We start from the raw sequence: 18,756 nt of genomic DNA on the forward strand, positions 1-18,756 counted from the left end.
TCAAGTTCATACAGTGAATGTAACTTTCACTCTTCGAAAGAGAGCAGGAAATCGTGAAGCTGATCACCTTCGACAATGGGCGGGTCGGCCGGCTGGAACTCGATGAACGGATAGTGCTGCCACTCGAAGTCCACAGCACCCGGGGGTACTTCGAGCGCGACGGCAAGGTCCTGGAGACGGGTGAGCGGCTGCGGCTGGACGACGTGACGCTGCGCGCGCCGATCGTGCCGAAGAAGTTCTTCCACACGTCCGGCAACTTCCGTGAGCACGAAGACGAGTCGAAGCACGTCGACTGGTCGCACCCCATGCACAAGGGCATCGTGTTCTTCCAGAACGTCGACGCGATCGTCGGCCCCGACGAGCCGGTCATCTACCCGGAGCACCTGACCAGCGAACTGGACTACGAGTTGGAGATCGCCGTAGTCATCGGCAAGCCCGGCAAGTTCTTCGGCGTGGACGACGCGCACGACCACATCGCCGGCTATGTCGTCTTCAACGACATCACGGCCCGCGACATCCAGCGCCGCGAGATGGAGTCCGGCGTCTTCTCCTTCTGCAAGGCCATCGACACCTTCTGCCCCGTCGGCCCCTACATCGTCACCGGCGACGAGATCCCCGACCCGCAGAACCTCGACATGGAACTGCGGGTCAACGGCGTGGTCCGGCAGAAGTCCAACACCAGCCGCATGTCGGTCTCCATCCCGCACCTGGTCGCCTACCACTCCCCGCAGGGCTACAGCGCCGGTGACCTCATCACCACCGGAACCGTCCAGGGCGTGGCCGGCTTCAGCGGCGACCCGGACATGTACCTCAAGCCCGGCGACGTCGTCGAGGCCGAGGTCGAGCGCCTCGGCGTCCTGCGCACCCCCATCGTCAGCTGGCAGGAGGGGCACGGGACCCCCGTACCCGCGAAGGTGGACTGGTGAGGCTCGGCGTCCTCGACGGCCACGCCGTCGTGGTCAGCGGCGACCGGGCCGCGAACGTCCGCTGGGCCTCGCAGGGCAGGCTGCCCACCGACCCGATGGCACTGCTGCAGGACTGGCCACGCCTACGGGACTGGGCGGCCGGGCTGCCCGACGAGGCGTACGACATCCCGGTCGACCCCACCGCACTCGGCGCGCCGGTGCCCCTCCCCCGCCAGGTCTTCGCCGTCGCCCTCAACTATCCACCGCACGCCGCGGAAGCGGGCTTCACTCCGCCCGAGGAACCGCTCGTCTTCACCAAGTTCCCGGCCTGCGTCACCGGTCCGCACACCAGCGTCGCCCTCCCCCCGGGCAAGGTCGACTGGGAAGTCGAACTCGTCGCGGTGGTCGGCCGCGAGACGTACCGGGTGAGCGAGGACCACGCCTGGGAGGCGGTGGCCGCCCTGGCCGTGGGTCAGGACCTCTCCGAACGGGTCACCCAACTCCAGGGAAAACCTGCTCAGTTCAGCCTGGGCAAGTCCTTCCCCGGCTTCGGCCCGATCGGACCTGTCCTGGTCACCCCCGACGAACTCGACGACCCCGACGACCTGGAGATCACCGGACTGCTGAACGGCGAGATCGTCCAGCAGGACCGCACCAAGTCCATGATCTTTCCGGTGCCGGAGCTCATCGCCCGGCTCTCGGCCGTGCTGCCGCTCTTCCCCGGTGACCTGGTCTTCACCGGCACCCCGGCAGGCGTCGGCAACCGCATGAACCCGCCGCGCTACCTCACCGATGGCGACGAACTCGTCAGCCGCATCGAGGGCATCGGCGAGATCCGCCAGCAGTTCACCGGCCCCGCCCGGCAGCCGTCCGGAAGCTGAGAGCCGCGACAGCGCGCCGACTCTTCTCCGTCCCCCCGGCCCCCGGAACCCGCGTCCGACCATCGCAGACAAGGACCTCCATGTCCGAGCGCATCCCCACCCACAGCACGCCGATTCCCCGCCGCTTCGAAGGCCGCACCGTCCTGGTCACCGGCGCCGGCACCGGTTACGGCGCCGAGATCGCCGTCCGCGCCGCCCAGGAGGGCGCCAACGTCGCCGTCCACTACCGCAGCTCCGCCGCCGGAGCCGACAAGACCGTCGCCCGCATCAAAGAGGTCGGCGGCGAGGCGTTCACCGTGCAGGCCGACATCGCCGTCCACGCCGATGTGATCCGCATGGCCGAGGAGGTCTTCATCCAGTTCGGCGGCCTGGACGTGCTGGTCAACAACGTCGGTGACGTGGCGGGCGACCAGATGTCCTGGCACGATCTCACCGAGGAGTCCATCGACCACGTGCTCGCCGTGGACATCAAGGGAACGATGCTCTGCACACACGAGTTCGGCTCCCGGATGCTGGACCAGGGCCATGGCGCGATCGTCAACATCGGCTCCACCGTCATCGTGCGCGGCAGCGCGCGGGCTCCGCAGTACGCCGCCGCGAAGTACGGCATCCTCGGCATCACCAAGTCCTACGCACAGGCGCTCGCCCCCGTCGTTCGGGTCAACACCTTCGCGCCCGGCTTCATCGAGACCGAGACGCTACTGGGCCGCGAGGACTGGAAATCCGGCCGCCGCGAGGACATGATCGCCAAGACCCCGATGGGCCGCATCCCCGGGCCGGCCCAACTCGCGGGCACCGCGCTCTTCCTCGCCACAGACGACGCCGCCCACATGACCGGCGTCTACCTCAACGCCGACGGCGGCTTCAACATGATCGGCGCCTGAGACAGGCGCGCCGAATTCCCGGTCACCAGGAGCAGCACCGCGCAGGCCTGTCACGTCACCGACCACGGCCGGTCAACTATTTTGCCGGCGCTCCTGGGCGGAAACGAAGCTTCCAGAAGGACTCCTTGTGGACAGCCCGGCGAGCGCTGCGTGCACCGGATGATCACCGACCTCGGCGTCCTCGACGTCACCACCTACGGCCTCGTCCTGGTCGAGACGGCACCCGGCGTCATGGGTCACCTTTGCGGACGGGCGTCCTGAATGAGGCTTCACACACGAGCGGGTGCGGTTCACCGCGATGAATGATGGGAGTCAACGATGACAACGGCCGCTACTCCGGTGTCCGATGTGGACATCTTCGCCGACGAGGTCCTGACCGATCCCTACCCCGCCTACGCGGTGTTGCGGGAGGCAGGCGCCGCGGTGTACCTGGAGCGCTACGACTGCTGGGCCCTGCCCCGGTACGAAGACGTACGGGCGGCGCTGCGCGACCACGAACGGTTCTCCTCCGTGGACAGCGTGGGCTACGAGCCATCGCTGAACGAGGCCCGCCGGGGTGGTGTGCTGGCGACGGACCCGCCGGAACACGACGTGCTGCGCTCGGTGCTGTCGGAGAGCCTGTCCCCGCGCGCGCTGGCGGGCCTGAACGACGACATCGGTCGGCGCGCGACGGAACTGGTCGAGTCCGTGGTGGCCCGCGGTTCATTCGACGTCGTGGGTGATCTGGCGCGCGTGTTCCCGCTGACGGTGGTGGCGGATCTGATCGGGATGCCCCTCCGCGCGCGGGACGAGGTGCTCGTGTTCGCCGACGCGTTCTTCAACACCTTCGGCCCTCTCAACGAGCGGACGACGGCGTCGGTGCAGGTTGCCGACCGGCTGCTCGACGAGCTCATCTCGATGATGAACCGCGACAACCTCGTGCCAGGTGGCTGGGGCGAGGCGCTGTACCAGGCGGCCGACCGGGGCGTGATCGGGGAGCACCAGGTGGGACGGTTGTTGCGCGCGTACCTGGTGGCGAGCATGGACACGACGATCAACGCGATCAGCAGCGCGCTGTGGTTGTTCGCCGAGCACCCGACCGCCTGGACGGCCCTGCGCGCCGACCGGACGTTGCTCCGTTCCGCTTTCGAGGAGGTCGTGCGGTTCGAGTCACCGGTGCAGACGTTCTTCCGCCGCACGACGCGGGCCGTCGAGATCGACGGCGCCACGATCCCGGCCGGGGCTCAGGTGGCGATGCTGTTCGGTTCGGCCAACCGGGATCCACGCAAGTGGCCGGAGCCGGACACGTTCGACATCGGCAGAGCGCCGATGGACCACGTCGGGTTCGGCTCCGGCGTGCACGCCTGTGCCGGCCAGGGACTGGCACGGGTGGAGGGCAAGGCGATCCTGTCGGCGCTGCTGGATCACGTAGAGGCGATCCATCTGACCGGCCCGCCACGGCGGCACCTCAACAACGTCATCCGGGGTCTGGATAGCCTCCCGGTCACCGTGACGTCGGGAGCATCCACGTAGAGGACATCGCGGCCGCCCGTGCTCCGTGCGGCCACGAGTCGTACGGGGCGTTGACCGCAGGACCGAGCCCCCTTCCGCTGATACGCGGAAGGGGGCTCGGTCATCGGAGCGATCGTGGATGTCTCGCTCGAAGGCGCATTGCCGATGAGGACGACCTGCCACCGGCCTGCGTCGGTTCCGTGTTCGCGGTCGCCGAACACCAGGAAGACCGCCCGTCTTCATGACCGGGTGATCCCTGCAGAAGACACCGACGAGGCGCGGGAACGAATCCGCTCAGACGAGGGTGGTGGCCCGGATGAACGCGATGACCTGGGGCCAGGACAGGTCGGTGGCCGCCTTGTTGACCGGATCGCCTTGCTGTGCCCGGCCCGTGAAGCCGTGCCCGGCGCCAGGGTAGACATGCGTGATGCTCGGCCCGGTGGTCCGCGAGTTCAGAGCGGCCTGCAGCCGGCGGAAGCTCTCGACCGACACCACCTCGTCCGCCCCTGGGTAGAGGATCATGGCAGGCGCGGCGATCCGGGCAGTGAACTCCGTGGCATCCAGGGTGTGGTTCGGAGCCGGGGTGTCCGGCACGGTGGGGTGATAGGCGACCACGTTCGCCAACCGGCTGTTCCGTCCGCCGAGCAGCAGCGCGAACCGACCGCCCACGCACCAGCCCATCACACCGACCTGTCGGCAGCCGAGCTCGTCAAACATGTGGTCGAGCAGCTGATCCATTTCGGTCAGACTGGACTCGTCATTCAGCTCCGACACCCACTGCAACTGGGTCTCCAGCTGTGACAGGTCATCGCTGCCCGGCCGACCGCGCCAGAGGTCCCAGGACAGCGCGGTGACTCCGGCGGCGGCCAGGCCGTCGGCGAACTCGCGCAACTGCGGAGAGATCCCGCTGACACTGGGCAACAGCAACATGCCACCTGTGGAGTCTCCCAGCGGGCGTGATTGATAGGCGTTCAGCCCGGCCACAGTGACGTTCTCACCGGTGAACGGGACGCCGGCAGCGCTGGGGGTACTGATCTCGTCGGCCATACTCTCACTACTCTCTACCGAGCTTCATGGACAGTTGTCAGTAAGTGGGTCACCCTCAGGGCCCCAAGGCAGCCGCCCTGTTACGGCGCAGGCGGCCTGTCCTCCGCCAGGGCCACGCGGTGACGAGAGCGCCAGGGCCCGGCGGTGACGGTCCGGGCCGACCGGACGTACCAATGAGGCAGCGGCGGTGACCGGCGCAGGCAGCCGGGTTCGACCGGACGAGGGGGCAGGCAGGCACAGCCCCTACGTGGTCGGCACCGTGGGAGCGGGGCAGGGTCCGGCTCGATCGTCTCGCCTTTACGCGCCTGGGGCGCTCGCACCTGTGGTCACGGGAAGCGGATCGAGACCTGCTCCGGGCGTAGTTCGGTGACGCTGTTGACCCCGAGCAGTGCCATGGTCTGGACGACCTCACGCGACAGGATCTCCACGGCACGAGCGACTCCGCGCTGACCGCCGGCCATGAGGCCATAGAGGAAAGCACGACCCACCAGCGCGGCGTCGGCGCCCAGCGCCAGGGCGGCCACGATGTCAGCACCGGTCGTCATACCCGTGTCGACCAGGATTTCGGCCTGCCCGTCCAACCGCTCGCGCACCGCGGGGACCAACTCGACCGGTACGGGGGCGCGGTCCAGCTGCCGCCCGCCGTGGCTGGAGAGCACGACGCCGTCCGCACCGGCGTCCACCACCCGCTGGGCATCGGACACCGACTGAATACCCTTGACCGCAAGACTGCCCTGCCAGTGGCCGCGGAGCCATTCGAGGTCGGCGATCGTGATCGCGGGATCGAAGACGCGGTCGATCTGGTCGGCGACCGTGCCCTCGGAAGCAGCCACGTTGGCGAAGGTGAGTGGCTCAGTGGTCAGCAGATCGAACCAGTAGCGAGGGTGAAGGGCACCGTTGACGAAGGTGCGCAGCGTGAGCTGCTGCGGCACGGTGAGCCCGTTGTGGACATCGCGCAGCCGCGTCCCGGCGACCGGGGTGTCCACGGTGAGTATCAACGTGTCGTACCCGGCCGCGGCCGCACGGTCGACCAGATCCTTGACGCGGCCCCGATCCCGCCACAGAAACAGCTGGAACCACTTCCGCGCCCGAGGGCCCGCCCTCGCGGTTTCCTCGATCGTGGTGCTGCCCATCATGGAGAGGGCGTAGGGAATCCCGGCCTTCTCCGCGGCGGCGACGACGGCTCGTTCCCCTCCGGTGTGCATCATGCGAGTAAGACCCGTGGGAGCGAACGCGAAAGGCTGGGCGGACGGCTTGCCAAGGATCATCGTCTCCGCGCTCACACGGGAGACGTCCCGCAGCGCCGAAGGATGGAACTCGATGCGCCGGAACGTCTCACGAGCTCGACGCAGCGCGAGTTCACCCACGCCGGCCCCTCCGTCGGCGAAATCGAAGACCGCCCTGGGCGCCCGTCGTCGCGCGAGCGCGCGAAGGTCGGCGATGGAAGCCGCTCGCGCCAATTGCCTTTCCAGGCCGTTGAGTTGGATCGGAGCGGGGCGCAACAGCTCACGAAGCTCGGCTGGGCGCAGCAGCCGACGGTGCACCTTCGCGGTCAATGTGATTCATCCCTTCTGCCGGCACGCCCTGGGCATATCGCGTGCCATACCCTGCCCACGAGGACGTCCCCAAGCGCCCTCTTCTCCAGCTGCGGTCATCCCTCAGGTCAGTAGGTCGGCGACGCTCTTCAGCCCCTCGCCGACGACACGAGCGTCGACCTCTCCATGAGCCCCGCCCACCCCGATGCCGCCGATGACTTCGCCGTCGTCCGTGACGATCGGGTATCCCCCCGGCACCGGGTGCAGCTGGCTGTCCACCAGATGAGGCGGGCACGCCTGCAGTACCGGCTCCGCGGCGAACTTGGCGAACTCGGCGGTCGATACGCCCATCACCGCGGCCGTGTAAGCCTTGAGGCGAGACGTCTCGACGGCGATCGGCCCAGCGCCGTCGTCAGCGAGTATGACCTTGGTGATACCGCTCCGGTTGGTCACAGAGACGCAAACCCGCTCACCCTCGGCGCGTGCCGCTTCAAGGACCGCCTCCGCGGCCCGGCGCGCGATCTCATAGCTCAACGGTTCCCTCATATCGTTCCCTTCCCTGCGTGTTACCGGACTCACGACCGGTTTCGTGCGCTCAAGAGTGGTAAGTTCGCGCGCCTCCCGGCGCCAACGATGACGGTGGCGTTGTCGTTGACCGCCGGAGCCGGCAAGGGCATCGGTGTGCCGCTCGGCCGGCCGCCGTCGGGCGAATGGGATCAGGGCCAGAACGGCCGAAAGCCGCCGAACAAGCCCAACTGCTACCGCACCGACCAAGACGTAGTCGTGTCCCCGCTCACGGCGAGGTTCCGCCATCGTCACGCTCTCAGAGGACGACGTACCGAGGACTCGGTGCCGCCGGACGGGGGATCACCAACCGCCCCACTTCCGCTTCGTGAACAACGTAGCACCGCAATTCGCTTCACTGAACAGTTCTGACAAACTTTTGTCAGGAACGCTATGGTTGCTATCGGTGGTCCGCGAACGACGGCGGAGCAAGCGGCACCGTCGCTCATCGATCGTTCCCCGTGTGTTGTTCGCCATCATGCCGCCGAAGCCGCACGAGTCAGTGCCCCGTCGGCGAGCGACGAGGAGTGGGAGCATTGCGTTTCGATCATGAATCCCTGGCGCATCGAGGTGGAGCGTCCGCGCACTGGTTGGGCCTGGCCGCCATCGACGAGGAAGAGGCGAACGCGCTTTTGGTCGTCGCCCGGCAACTGTTCGGCCGCCGAGGCTCACCACCCCCGGCCGGCCGATCTGCTCCAGCCACCCGGTCCCCACAGCCATCCACTTCGCAGGCCGGGAGATGCCCAACCTGATGTCCCAACTCCGCTCCTCGCTGACGATTCCGGCTCGGAAGACCCCGATCTTCGCCGGCCCCCCACGAGTGAGCGGACGGTAGCCGCCGACTGCAGGCGGCACGTGATGCCACGCCGACATGAACATCGTCTGACGCGACGCACCAACCTTGAACCATTCGTTCACTGACTTCATGGAAGTAGATCCGGCGTCATGACCACATCCCAGAATCCGGGCACGGCAGAGGAGCTGCGCCATGCCGGCCTGCGAGTGACGGCCGCCCGGGTCGCGCTGCTCGAGACCGTCCGGGCCGGTGACCACCTCGGCGTCGAGGCGATCGCCTGCGGGGCGCGTGATCGCCTGGGCCATATCTCTCTTCAAGCCGTCTACGAAGCCCTCCACGCGCTCTCCGCGGCGCGACTCATACGCCGTGTCGAACCGGCCGGCAGTCGCGCCCTGTTCGAGGGCCGCGTCGGGGACAACCACCACCACCTCGTGTGCCGGTCGTGCGGAGCCGTCGCCGACGTCGACTGCGCGGTCGGCGATGCCCTCTGTCTGACCGCGTCCGATGACCGCGGCTTCTCCATCGACGAGGCCGAGGTCATGTACTGGGGCTTGTGCCCCGACTGTTCCCCCGCCAGCAGTATCTGAGCACCGAGATCCGAACATCCGGAAGGACTCTGCATGTCCGAGAACCCCGATGCGATCGTCACCGACGCCAAAACGGAAGGCACCGGAGAGTGCCCGGTGGCGCACGGGCGCGCCCCGCACCCGACCCAGGGCGGTGGCAACCGCCAGTGGTGGCCGGAGCGGCTCAACCTGAAGATCCTTGCGAAGAACCCGGCCGTGGCCAACCCTTTCCATGATGAGTTCGACTATGCCGAGGCGTTCGAGGCCCTCGACCTGGCGGCCGTCAAGCGAGACATCGCCGAGGTGCTGACCACCTCGCAGGACTGGTGGCCTGCCGACTTCGGCAACTACGGCCCACTGATGATCCGGATGGCCTGGCACAGCGCGGGCACCTACCGCATCAGCGACGGCCGCGGCGGTGCCGGAACCGGCCAGCAGCGCTTCGCCCCGCTGAACAGCTGGCCGGACAACGCCAACCTCGACAAGGCCCGCCGTCTGCTGTGGCCGGTGAAGAAGAAGTACGGGCAGAGTGTCTCCTGGGCCGACCTCATGATCCTCGCCGGCAACGTCGCGCTGGAGACCATGGGCTTCGAGACCTTCGGCTTCGGCGGCGGCCGTGCGGATGTCTGGGAACCGGAGGAGGACGTGTACTGGGGTCCCGAGACCACCTGGCTCGACGACCAGCGCTACACCGGCGACCGCGAGCTGGAGAACCCGCTCGGCGCCGTCCAGATGGGACTCATCTACGTCAACCCCGAGGGCCCGAACGGCAACCCGGACCCGATCGCCGCGGCCCGCGACATACGCGAGACGTTCCGCCGCATGGCGATGAACGACGAGGAGACCGTCGCGCTGATCGCGGGCGGCCACACCTTCGGCAAGACCCATGGCGCCGGCCCCGCGCATCACGTCGGCGCCGCCCCGGAGGCCGCCTCCATGGAGGAGCAGGGCCTCGGCTGGAAAAGCAGCTTCGGCACCGGCAAGGGCACGCACACCATCTCCGGCGGACCGGAGGTCACCTGGACCAGCACGCCCACGCAGTGGGACAACAGCTTCTTCGAGAACCTCTTCGGCTACGAGTGGGAGCTGACCGAGAGCCCGGCCGGCGCCAAGCAGTGGAAGCCGAAGGACAGCGCGGGCGCGGGCACGGTGCCGCACGCCCACGACTCCTCGAAGAAGATCGCCCCCAACATGCTCACCACCGACCTGTCGCTACGCTTCGACCCGATCTACGAGCCGATCTCCCGCCGCTTCCTCGAGAACCCCCAGGAGTTCGCGGACGCCTTCGCCCGCGCCTGGTACAAGCTGACCCACCGTGACCTGGGCCCGAAGTCGCTGTACCTCGGCCCGGAGGTCCCCGAGGAAACTCTGCTGTGGCAGGACCCGCTGCCGGAGCCAGAGGGTGAGGTGGTCGGCGCCGCGGACATCGCGGCCCTCAAGGCCAAGCTCCTCGACTCGGGCCTGACCGTCGCACAGTTGGTCTCCACCGCGTGGGCGTCGGCCGCGACGTACCGCGGCAGCGACAAGCGCGGCGGCGCCAACGGCGCCCGCATCCGCCTGGAGCCGCAGCGCGGCTGGGAGGTCAACGACCCCGAGCAGCTCGCGACGGTCCTGCACACCCTGGAGAATATCCAGCAGGAGTTCAACACCGGCGCCAAGAAGGTCTCCCTGGCCGACCTGATCGTGCTCGGCGGCTCGGCGGCCGTGGAGAAGGCCGCCGAGGGCGCGGGCTTCGACATCGAGGTGCCCTTCACCCCGGGTCGCGTGGACGCGACCGAGGAGCACACCGACGTGGAGTCCTTCGCGGCGCTGGAGCCGACAGCGGACGGCTTCCGCAACTACCTCGGCAAGGGCAACCGCCTGCCGGCCGAGTACCTGCTGCTCGACAAGGCGAACCTGCTCACCCTGAGCGCCCCCGAGATGACGGTCCTGGTCGGTGGCCTGCGCGTGCTCGGCGCCAACTACGGCGGCTCGAAACCGGGCGTCCTCACCGACACCCCGGGCAAGTTGACCAACGACTTCTTCGTCAACCTGCTCGACATGAGCACGACGTGGACGTCGGCCTCCGAGGACAGGACGAGCTTCGAGGGCAGAGACGCCTCCGGTGCGGTCAAGTGGACCGGCACCCGTGCCGACCTGGTCTTCGGGTCCAACTCGGAGCTGCGCGCGCTCGCGGAGGTCTACGCGAGCGACGACGCGAAGGAGAAGTTCGTCAAGGACTTCGTCTCGGCGTGGGACAAGGTCATGAACCTCGACCGGTTCGACCTCGTCTGACCGTTTCGATCACGACGTCAGGGTCGGCCGGCACGTGCCGACCCTGACGATTCGCATGTGCTGACGGCCTCGCCGACGAGGGGCGAGGCCAGGTACGCGGCGACAGGCCCCGCTCTGCCAACAGGTGGCGATCGCGAGGTCCGGGCCACCGCCCTCCAGCCTCGTCCCGCAGCAGACCTCTCTGACAAACTTTTGTCGAAGGTATTAATCAAAGCGCCATCTCGGTGCTACGTTGCCGGTCAAGCAGAGGTGGGGCGGCCGGTACGGCCGCTCGACAGACCCGCACGGTCGGCTGTCATCCCCTGCGGACAGAGCGGCATCGGGCACACCACACCCACGCAGGTGCACGAGGCGCAAATCCCCGTCCGGACCTCGTCAGCGGCACGCGCGTGCTCGCCGGCCGAGAACCCACGATGCCGCCCGACGAAAGGGCAACGTCATGAAGGCCTCCCCGAGTCACGGCATCGCGCGCCGCGCCGCAGGCTGTTCGACACACTGGTCACTGCGAGCACGTAGACGCACCTCCTGGTCCACGGCGCCGCCCACGGTTCCCGAAGAGACGTCGCCCTCATCCTCGTCTGATCGAGCGGTTCTTACAGGGAGCGAAGCCGCGCCGCCGGGCTGGTTCCAGGCTTGCCGACCTCCGACCGTACGCGTGAAGGGACATTGAGATGACCCGCATCGTGGTGGACTTCGACCGCTGCGAGGGCCATGGGCTGTGCGAGCAGACCGCGCCCGGGGTGTTCCGGCTCGACGACGAGGGCGAGTTGCACCTGACCAGTGACGAGGTGGTCGCGGAACACGAGAGCGTCGTCGCGGCCGCGGTTCGGGTATGTCCCGTCGCGGCGTTGAAGGTCCAGCCGTGAGACGGATCGTCGTGGTCGGTGGGTCCATTGCCGCCGTCACGGCGGCGCAAAGCCTACGCACCGAGGGCTACGACGGTCAGGTGACCGTTGTGTCCGAGGAGCCTCATCCGCCCTACTCGCGCGTTCCCCTCTCGAAAGGCGTGTTGGCAGGCCGGGAGTCCGTGGAGTCGGCCCTGCTGCCGCTCCCGAGCGAGGACATCGAGTTCCGCGCCGGATCACGGGCAGCGCGGCTCGACACGCACCGCCGCCTGGTGACAACGGCCGACGGCACCGACGTTCCGTACGACGGGCTGGTGATCGCCACTGGCGCCCGGGCACGCCGCCTCACCGGTGACAGCGACCTGGTGGTGCGCACTCTGGACGAGGCCTCGACCCTCGCCGCCCGGCTGACCCAGGCCCGCAGTGCGGTCGTCCTGGGCGGTGGCTTCCTCGGCATGGAGGTCGCAGGCACCTGCCGCGCACTCGGCCTGGAGGTCACCGTCGTCGACCTCCTCCCGCCGCTGCTCAGGCTGCTCGGGCCGTGGCTGGCCGATCTCGCCGTCGCGGCCGCCCGTGACCACGGCATACAGGTCCGGGTCGCACCGGACGGCGTCGACGTACTCGATGAGCACCGTGTGCGCTGCGGGAAGTCGGTTCTGGAGGCCGACGTGATCGTCTGCGCGGTGGGCGACGTACCCAACACCGACTGGCTGAAGGACTCCGGCCTCCGTCTGGACGCCGCCGGCGGCCTGGTCGCCGACGCTCGCTGCCGCGTAGCTCCCGGCATCGTCGCCGCCGGAGACGTCGTATCTCGCGAGGGACGTCGAACTCCCCACTGGACCAACGCCGTCGAGCAAGGCCGTATGGCCGCGGCAAGCCTGCTGCACGGCGAGGCGGCGCGACCGTACCGGCCGGACCCCTACTTCTGGACCGAGCAGTTCGGACTCGACATCAAGATCAGCGGCGAACTCCCGCTCGCCGGAGCCCCCGAAGTCGTCGCCGGATCGGTGGACGACCGCAGTGTTCTGCTCAGATGGCGCCACGACCGCGGCACAGCCACCGCCGTAGCCGTCAATCACCGACTTCCCGTCGTCAAACTCAAGCGCCTCGGAGCCGGAGTACCAGCACCGGTACCTGCCCGGACGAAAGCCCATAGGTAAGGACGCGACCATGACGCTCCCGCACCTCGCCCCCTACGATCCACTCGATCCAGCCCACCACGCCGATCCCGCGGCGCGGCTCGCCGAAGCCCGCGACCGCTGTCCGGTGTCCCAGCCACGCCCCGGCGTGCACTTCCTCGCCCGCCACGACGACGTACGAGACGTCCTCACCGCCCCCGAGACGTACTCGTCCGTCGACAACTTCGCCCTGGAAGGCGCCGCCACGACCGCCGACCTGCCGGCTGCCACGATCACCCAGTTGGACCCGCCCGACCACACGGCACTGCGCGCCCGTCTCAGGCGCTGGTTCGCTCCGGCCGTGATCCGCAAGCAGGAACCGCGCGTCCGCGAGATAGTGTCCGACGTCCTCGACGCGTGGCAGCCGGGCGAGAAGGCCGAGCTCCACCACGACCTGGCCCGTCAGGTACCGACCCGGGTGGTGTACGCCTTCCTCGGTCTGCCGGAGGAGGACTGGGAGCGCCTGCACCAGTGGGCCGACGCGATCGACGACATCCTCCCGAAGATGCCGATCGACATGCCGGAGTTCGTGGCACTCACCCGCTACCTCGGAGAGCAGTTCGCCGCCCGGGCCGCCGCCCCGGTCACCGGGGATGGCGTCCTGGACGTTCTCGCGCACCCAGCCGACGGCGAGCCGCAGCTCACTCCGGCCGAAGCCGTCATCCACGCCTTCCAGCTGATCGTGGCCGCCACGGACACCACCGCCAGTCTGATCACCAACCTCCTCCACGAACTGCTCGCCGACCACAGTCACTGGGAACGGCTGCTCGCCGACCGGTCCCTCATACCCACGGCGATCGAGGAGTCACTGCGCCACGACGCACCCCTGCAGTACGTGCTGCGCACCGTGAAACAGGAGCGGGAGATCTCCGGATGCCCCGTCAAACCCGGCGACCGCCTGGCCGTCAGTCTGCAGTCGGCCAACTGGGACGAACGGGCCTGGGGCCCCGACGCCGCGGACTTCTCTCTCGACCGCCCGGCGGGACAGGCCACCACCATGGCCTTCGGGTACGGCATCCACACCTGCCTCGGCGCACCACTGGCCCGGCTGCAGGCCCGCGTCGTCCTGGAACACCTGCTGGAACGCTTCCCCGGACTACGGCTCGTCCCCGGTTACCACCGCGAGGCGCCTGAGGGCCTCCTGCTGACCCGCCGCCCGGCTCGACTCGACGTCGTGCTCTGAGGTTCACCGCAGCGCCCCGACTCCGCTCCTGACGGACTCCGGTGACGAACTTCTCCGAAGAGCCCCGAAGGCTGTGACGTCCGCCTGCAATTCACTCTCCCTCAACGTCGAGGAGACGGACATGACTGAAACCACGCTGCGGCAGAACATGTCGGGCGAAATCTGCTGTGCGATCCAAGGGCCCCGGACGATCTCGGGCGAGGTCCATGCCGCGATCCTCGACGTGGACGCCGAGTTCGTGGGGCGCAGGACGGGTGCGCGGATCACGATCTCCGGTTGCTACCACAGCCCGGTCAAGGCCTGGCGGGGCGAGGTAAGCGACTCCGGGCACGAGCTCATGGGGCGAGAAGTACTCGGTGTGTTCGCCCAGTACGCCGAGCCCGGCACCAAGGGCACCGTCGGCTGGGGGCACGTGGGCGATCCTGAGAAGCGTGTCCGCGCCATCGTCGCGCCCACGTCCTCCAAGGCCGATCACCGACTGCTCCGCCTTCGAGCGGCCTGAGCTGTCACCGGCGAAATCATGCCCACCTCCAATGAGCCGGGCCGTAGCAGCACAAGCCGTGTCTTCGCGATTCTGCATGCCTGCCAACACGGCACCGCCCCGGTGACGCTCACGGACCTCGCACGCCGGTCACAGATCCCGGTGGCGACCGCCCACCGGCTGACACGCGAACTGATAGCCGAAGGCGCCCTGGAGCGGAACGACGACGGCACCCTCCAGATCGGAACCGCTCTGTGGGAACTCGGCTCCGCTGCACCACGACAGCGTGGCCTGCGCCGCGCGGCACGCCCAGTCATGCAGTCACTCGCGGGCCGTACCCACACCGTCGTTCACCTCGCCGTCGCCGGCCACCATCAGGCCGTGTGCGTCGACAAGGTCAGCGGTCCCCGGGCGGTCGTCAACGTGGCGGAGGTGGCCGGCGGCCTCCCCCTGCACGCGACCGGCGTGGGAAAGGTGATTCTGGCCTACTCCGACGACGCCGGCGTCCGCACCGTCCTGCAGTCCGCATCGCTGCGCCGGTACACCGCAAGGACGATCGCCGACCCCGGCAGACTGGCCGTCGAGCTGATCAAGGTGCGGGACGCACGGATCGGATATTCACAAGGTGAACTCACGGCGGGAACAGCGTCGGTCGCCGCGCCGGTCTTCGACGCCGAGGGCCGGTTCGTCGCTGCACTCGGCGTACTGGCACCGGAAGCGGAGCAGGTGGACCGGCTGGCACCCGCGGTGCGCCGAGCCGCGGACGCCATCTCACGGCGCCTTCCCACCAGCACGTGACGCTCTCCCACCACTGAAGCGAAAAGAGCAACCGATGTCCGCCAGCTGGCAGACCAGCCACATGCCTGACCTGACCGGCCGCACCGCGGTCGTCACCGGCGCGAACAGTGGCCTGGGCATACCTACAGCCCAGGCGCTGGGGAAGGCCGGCGCGCACGTAGTGCTCGCCGTGCGCGACCTCGACAAGGGCAGGGAGGCCGCGGCCGCGGTCCCGGGCAGCCACGAGGTCCGCCGCCTCGACCTCGCCGACCTCGCGTCAGTGCGCCAGTTCGCCGCCTCCTGGGACGGCGACCTCGACCTGCTGATCAACAACGCGGGCGTGATGATGGCACCGGAGGGACGCACCAAGGACGGCTTCGAAACGCACTTCGGCACCAACCACCTCGGCCACTTCGCGCTCACCAATCTGCTGCTGCCACACATCACCGACCGCGTCGTGACGGTCTCTGCCGCCGCGCACCGGTGGGTGAGCGGAATCGACTTCGACAACCCGAACCTCACCGGTGCCTACAACGCCCGGAAGGCCTACGGCCAGTCCAAGCTGGCAAACCTGCTCTTCACGCTGGAATTGCAGCGACGGCTCAGCGAGATCGGATCACCCGTGCGTGCGCTCGCCGCGCATCCCGGCCTCGCGGCGACAAATCTGCTGCGCACCCCGAACCCGATGCTGCGCACGTTCATCCGGCTGGTCGCGCAGGATGCCGAGGCCGGTGCCCTGCCGACGCTCTTCGCAGCGACCGAGGACCTTCCCGGTGCGAGTTACGTCGGCCCGGACGGCATCTCCGGGATGCGCGGCGGCCCGGCACTGGTCAGCCCGACCGCGGCGGCGAGCGATCCGGCGGCGGCGGGGCGCCTTTGGGCACTGTCCGAGGAACTGACCGATACAAGCTTCGTCATGAGTCCTCGCTCGAGTTGAACTCGTGGACGCTGCGGGTGGGCGGCCGACCGGCCGACGCCGCGGTGGGTACGGCGTCGGCGGCGGGCGCGGCCCATTGCGCTCGGCCGGGCCGACGTCGCGGAGCGGCTGAGCCCTGCGTACTTGAGCGGCTGACGCGGGAGTTCAGACCCGCTCAGCTCACGCATGCCGTCGACGACGAATCTGCATGAGCCACCCTCGACGTGAGATGCCGTCAGCGGCGTCCCATCACTCTGCGGACGAGTGCCGAAAGTTCTGGCAGGGGAGCCAAGCAGGCACATGGCCTCTGAAGAGATCGCGCGTCCTGGACCGAGCGGCCACCCGAGCCGTCGACCCGAGCGAATTTTCTGACAAACTTTTGTCAGAAGTATTAGCAAAGGGACTTCGCGGTGCTATGTTGCCGTTCGAGCAGAGGTAGGGCGGTCGACGAAGGCCTGCCCGACAGCGCCGCGTCGCCGGCTGTCCATCCCCCTGTGGTCACAGGTGTCGCGAGCTCCACAGCATGGAGCCGCGCGAGGTCCGAAACCCCCAGTGAACCTGATCAGCAGCACACAAGTGCGACCCGGCCGGGAATCCGCGATTCCGCCCGAGGAGAGGTAACGCCATGAGGGAACCGCTCAGTTACGGCATCGCGCACAGTGCCACCGAGAGCGAACGAGCCGCCGACGTCGTGGTCCATCGCGGCGATGTCAGGAAGGTCGTGGTCGGTTCCGACGGCACCGGACCGAACCACGTCGACACTGCGAATCCTTGGTCGTCGCGTGATGCAACGGGCGCCGGGAGACGGGGTGTTGTCCTCACCCCGGTCTGCTCTTCGACCGGCACCTGCGCCAAGAGCTCTGGTATGCCTGCCATTCACCGAACCGCATACATCTGAGCAAGGGCATCGTGCCGACGTCGCCGCGCCGGCCGTAGCAGTGCCAGCAGGGTCCCCGGGCCCATGACCGTGGCCAGTGCCCATCCGAACCCGGCTCGCCGATGTGCCCTGCGACGGGCGGAACACCTGAAGAACCTCCCACTCGCCGGAGGACTACTCACCGTGGCGCTGGAAGCCGACGGTGACGACATTTCCGTCGGCATTTCGCTGTCCCTCAACGTCGAGGAGATCGACATGACTGAAACAACTCCTGCGGACACCGGTACCGGTTACGGCCGCAAGGCACCGTCATACGACGCACGGCTGGCCGAAGTCGGCCCTGGCACGCCGATGGGTGAGCTGCTGCGGCGGTACTGGCACCCGATCGCGACGTCGGCGACGCTCACCAGCGACGTTCCGCACCGTACGCGCGTCCTGGGCGAGAACCTGATCGTCTTCCGTGACGGTCAGGGCCGGCCCGGCGTCGTCTTCGAGCGGTGCGCGCACCGCGGCAGCAGCCTGTTCTTCGGTCGTGTCGAGCAGGACGGCATCCGCTGCTGCTACCACGGCTGGAAGTTCGACGTCCGGGGGAACTGCCTGGAGCAGGCCCTCGAACCCGACCGTGGCCGCCGCCGCGACGCCGCGCACCAGCCGTGGTACCCGGTCGAGGAGCGGTACGGCCTCGTGTTCGTCTACATGGGACCGCCCGAGCGCAAGCCCGTCCTCCCCCGTTACACGGCCCTGGAACCCCTGGAGGAGGGCGACCAGTACTACGCCGAGTGGCCGATTCCCGGGCTGCCCCCGACCGGTCTGGTGTCCGACTTCAGCTGGCTGAACATGTACGAGAACGCGCTCGACCCCTCGCACGTCAGCTGGCTGCACTCCACGCACAGCGGCTTCCAGGCCCTGGGAACGGGGACCACCGGACTTCCCGAGAACTTCTACGATCCCGACGGCTTCCAGGACAGCATCACGTACACCAGGACGGAGTTCGGAGCGAAGTACGACGAGCTCATCCGGGACAAGGCGGAGAACGGCGACCCGCGGCTGCGGACCTTCCGCGTGGAACTTCACATGCCGAACGTCTTCGGGCTGCCGGACTACGTGGACCTGCCCACCGACAAGCGGCCCGACCACATCATGTGGGTCGTCCCGATGGATGACACCCATCACCGGGTGTTCTTCTCCATCCGCGCCAGCGATCCCGAGCGTCTGGCCCGGTTCGCCTTCGGCCTCAAGCAGAACGGCAAGGACCCCTGGGAACTGACAGAAGAGGACCGTCAGCGCTTCCCCGGTGACGGTGAGGCACAGGGCTCTCAGGGAGCGATCCCGATGCACTCCGAGGAGACCCTGGCGACCACCGACCGTGGCGTGGTGATGCTCCGCAGGATGCTGAAGTCCATGATCGACGACGTGGAGGCCGGCCGGGACCCGTTGAACGTGAGCATGGCCGAGGAACCGCCGCGCCATGTGGACTCCGGGGTGTACACGGTGTCCACGGGGGCAGTGGAAGACACCGCGGCGGCTGTTCCCGCGACCGGAGCCTGAGGGGGAAC

16 protein-coding genes and 1 pseudogene are annotated in these 18,756 nt (G+C 68.3%); 14 read left to right on the forward strand and 3 right to left on the reverse strand.

The window, feature by feature from the left end:
- The first annotated feature begins 53 nt into the window (after nt 1-53).
- The 5 genes and pseudogenes from M2157_RS02585 to M2157_RS02605 all read left to right on the forward strand — a co-directional run bounded on the left by M2157_RS02585 (nt 54) and on the right by M2157_RS02605 (nt 4,182).
- On the forward strand, nt 54-926 hold the full coding sequence (locus tag M2157_RS02585; RefSeq protein WP_280860120.1) for a fumarylacetoacetate hydrolase family protein: 873 nt from the start codon (nt 54-56) through the stop codon (nt 924-926).
- Nucleotides 923-1,786 (forward strand): fumarylacetoacetate hydrolase family protein, encoded by an 864-nt coding sequence (locus M2157_RS02590; RefSeq protein WP_280860121.1) that lies wholly within the window; start codon nt 923-925, stop codon nt 1,784-1,786. The genes M2157_RS02585 and M2157_RS02590 overlap by 4 nt, the downstream gene beginning before the upstream one ends.
- A gap of 80 nt (nt 1,787-1,866) precedes the next feature.
- Nucleotides 1,867-2,670 (forward strand): SDR family oxidoreductase, encoded by an 804-nt coding sequence (locus M2157_RS02595; protein WP_280860122.1) that lies wholly within the window; start codon nt 1,867-1,869, stop codon nt 2,668-2,670.
- A gap of 138 nt (nt 2,671-2,808) precedes the next feature.
- A pseudogene (locus M2157_RS02600) lies at nt 2,809-2,931 on the forward strand (succinyl-CoA--3-ketoacid-CoA transferase); the annotation flags it as partial.
- Nucleotides 2,932-2,988: 57 nt separating this feature from the next.
- Complete coding sequence (locus M2157_RS02605) at nt 2,989-4,182, forward strand: cytochrome P450 (protein WP_280860123.1); 1,194 nt, start codon at nt 2,989-2,991, stop codon at nt 4,180-4,182.
- A 273-nt stretch (nt 4,183-4,455) separates the two neighbouring features.
- Here M2157_RS02605 and M2157_RS02610 read toward each other — a convergent pair whose 3' ends face one another.
- From M2157_RS02610 to M2157_RS02620, 3 genes are all read right to left on the reverse strand, one after another.
- Nucleotides 4,456-5,208: a dienelactone hydrolase family protein gene (locus M2157_RS02610; protein WP_280860124.1), complete on the reverse strand. Its 753-nt coding sequence runs from the start codon at nt 5,206-5,208 to the stop codon at nt 4,456-4,458.
- Between the two features lie 326 nt (nt 5,209-5,534).
- On the reverse strand, nt 5,535-6,764 hold the full coding sequence (locus M2157_RS02615) for an alpha-hydroxy acid oxidase (RefSeq protein WP_280864260.1): 1,230 nt from the start codon (nt 6,762-6,764) through the stop codon (nt 5,535-5,537).
- A 102-nt stretch (nt 6,765-6,866) separates the two neighbouring features.
- Complete coding sequence (locus M2157_RS02620; RefSeq protein WP_280864261.1) at nt 6,867-7,289, reverse strand: heme-binding protein; 423 nt, start codon at nt 7,287-7,289, stop codon at nt 6,867-6,869.
- A 963-nt stretch (nt 7,290-8,252) separates the two neighbouring features.
- Here M2157_RS02620 and M2157_RS02625 point away from each other — a divergent pair.
- From M2157_RS02625 to M2157_RS02665, 9 genes are all read left to right on the forward strand, one after another.
- Nucleotides 8,253-8,690, forward strand: a complete 438-nt coding sequence (locus M2157_RS02625) for a Fur family transcriptional regulator (protein WP_280860127.1) — start codon at nt 8,253-8,255, stop codon at nt 8,688-8,690.
- 33 nt (nt 8,691-8,723) lie between these two features.
- A complete protein-coding gene (gene katG, locus M2157_RS02630) occupies nt 8,724-10,943 on the forward strand; it encodes a catalase/peroxidase HPI (RefSeq protein ID WP_280864262.1) in 2,220 nt (739 codons plus the stop codon).
- A 671-nt stretch (nt 10,944-11,614) separates the two neighbouring features.
- On the forward strand, nt 11,615-11,809 hold the full coding sequence (locus M2157_RS02635; protein ID WP_280864263.1) for a ferredoxin: 195 nt from the start codon (nt 11,615-11,617) through the stop codon (nt 11,807-11,809).
- A complete protein-coding gene (locus M2157_RS02640) occupies nt 11,806-12,948 on the forward strand; it encodes an FAD-dependent oxidoreductase (protein ID WP_280864264.1) in 1,143 nt (380 codons plus the stop codon). The genes M2157_RS02635 and M2157_RS02640 overlap by 4 nt, the downstream gene beginning before the upstream one ends.
- Nucleotides 12,949-12,958: 10 nt before the next feature.
- A complete protein-coding gene (locus M2157_RS02645; protein WP_280864265.1) occupies nt 12,959-14,149 on the forward strand; it encodes a cytochrome P450 in 1,191 nt (396 codons plus the stop codon).
- A 121-nt stretch (nt 14,150-14,270) separates the two neighbouring features.
- On the forward strand, nt 14,271-14,651 hold the full coding sequence (locus M2157_RS02650) for a hypothetical protein (protein ID WP_280864266.1): 381 nt from the start codon (nt 14,271-14,273) through the stop codon (nt 14,649-14,651).
- An 18-nt stretch (nt 14,652-14,669) separates the two neighbouring features.
- Nucleotides 14,670-15,428 (forward strand): IclR family transcriptional regulator, encoded by a 759-nt coding sequence (locus tag M2157_RS02655; RefSeq protein ID WP_280860132.1) that lies wholly within the window; start codon nt 14,670-14,672, stop codon nt 15,426-15,428.
- A gap of 34 nt (nt 15,429-15,462) precedes the next feature.
- Entirely contained in the window at nt 15,463-16,344 is an 882-nt protein-coding gene (locus tag M2157_RS02660) for an oxidoreductase (protein WP_280864267.1), read from the forward strand.
- A gap of 1,111 nt (nt 16,345-17,455) precedes the next feature.
- A complete protein-coding gene (locus M2157_RS02665) occupies nt 17,456-18,748 on the forward strand; it encodes a Rieske 2Fe-2S domain-containing protein (protein ID WP_280868156.1) in 1,293 nt (430 codons plus the stop codon).
- Nucleotides 18,749-18,756: the final 8 nt, after the last annotated feature.

It is taken from the genome of Streptomyces sp. SAI-127, assembly GCF_029894425.1.
Taxonomy (GTDB): domain Bacteria; phylum Actinomycetota; class Actinomycetes; order Streptomycetales; family Streptomycetaceae; genus Streptomyces.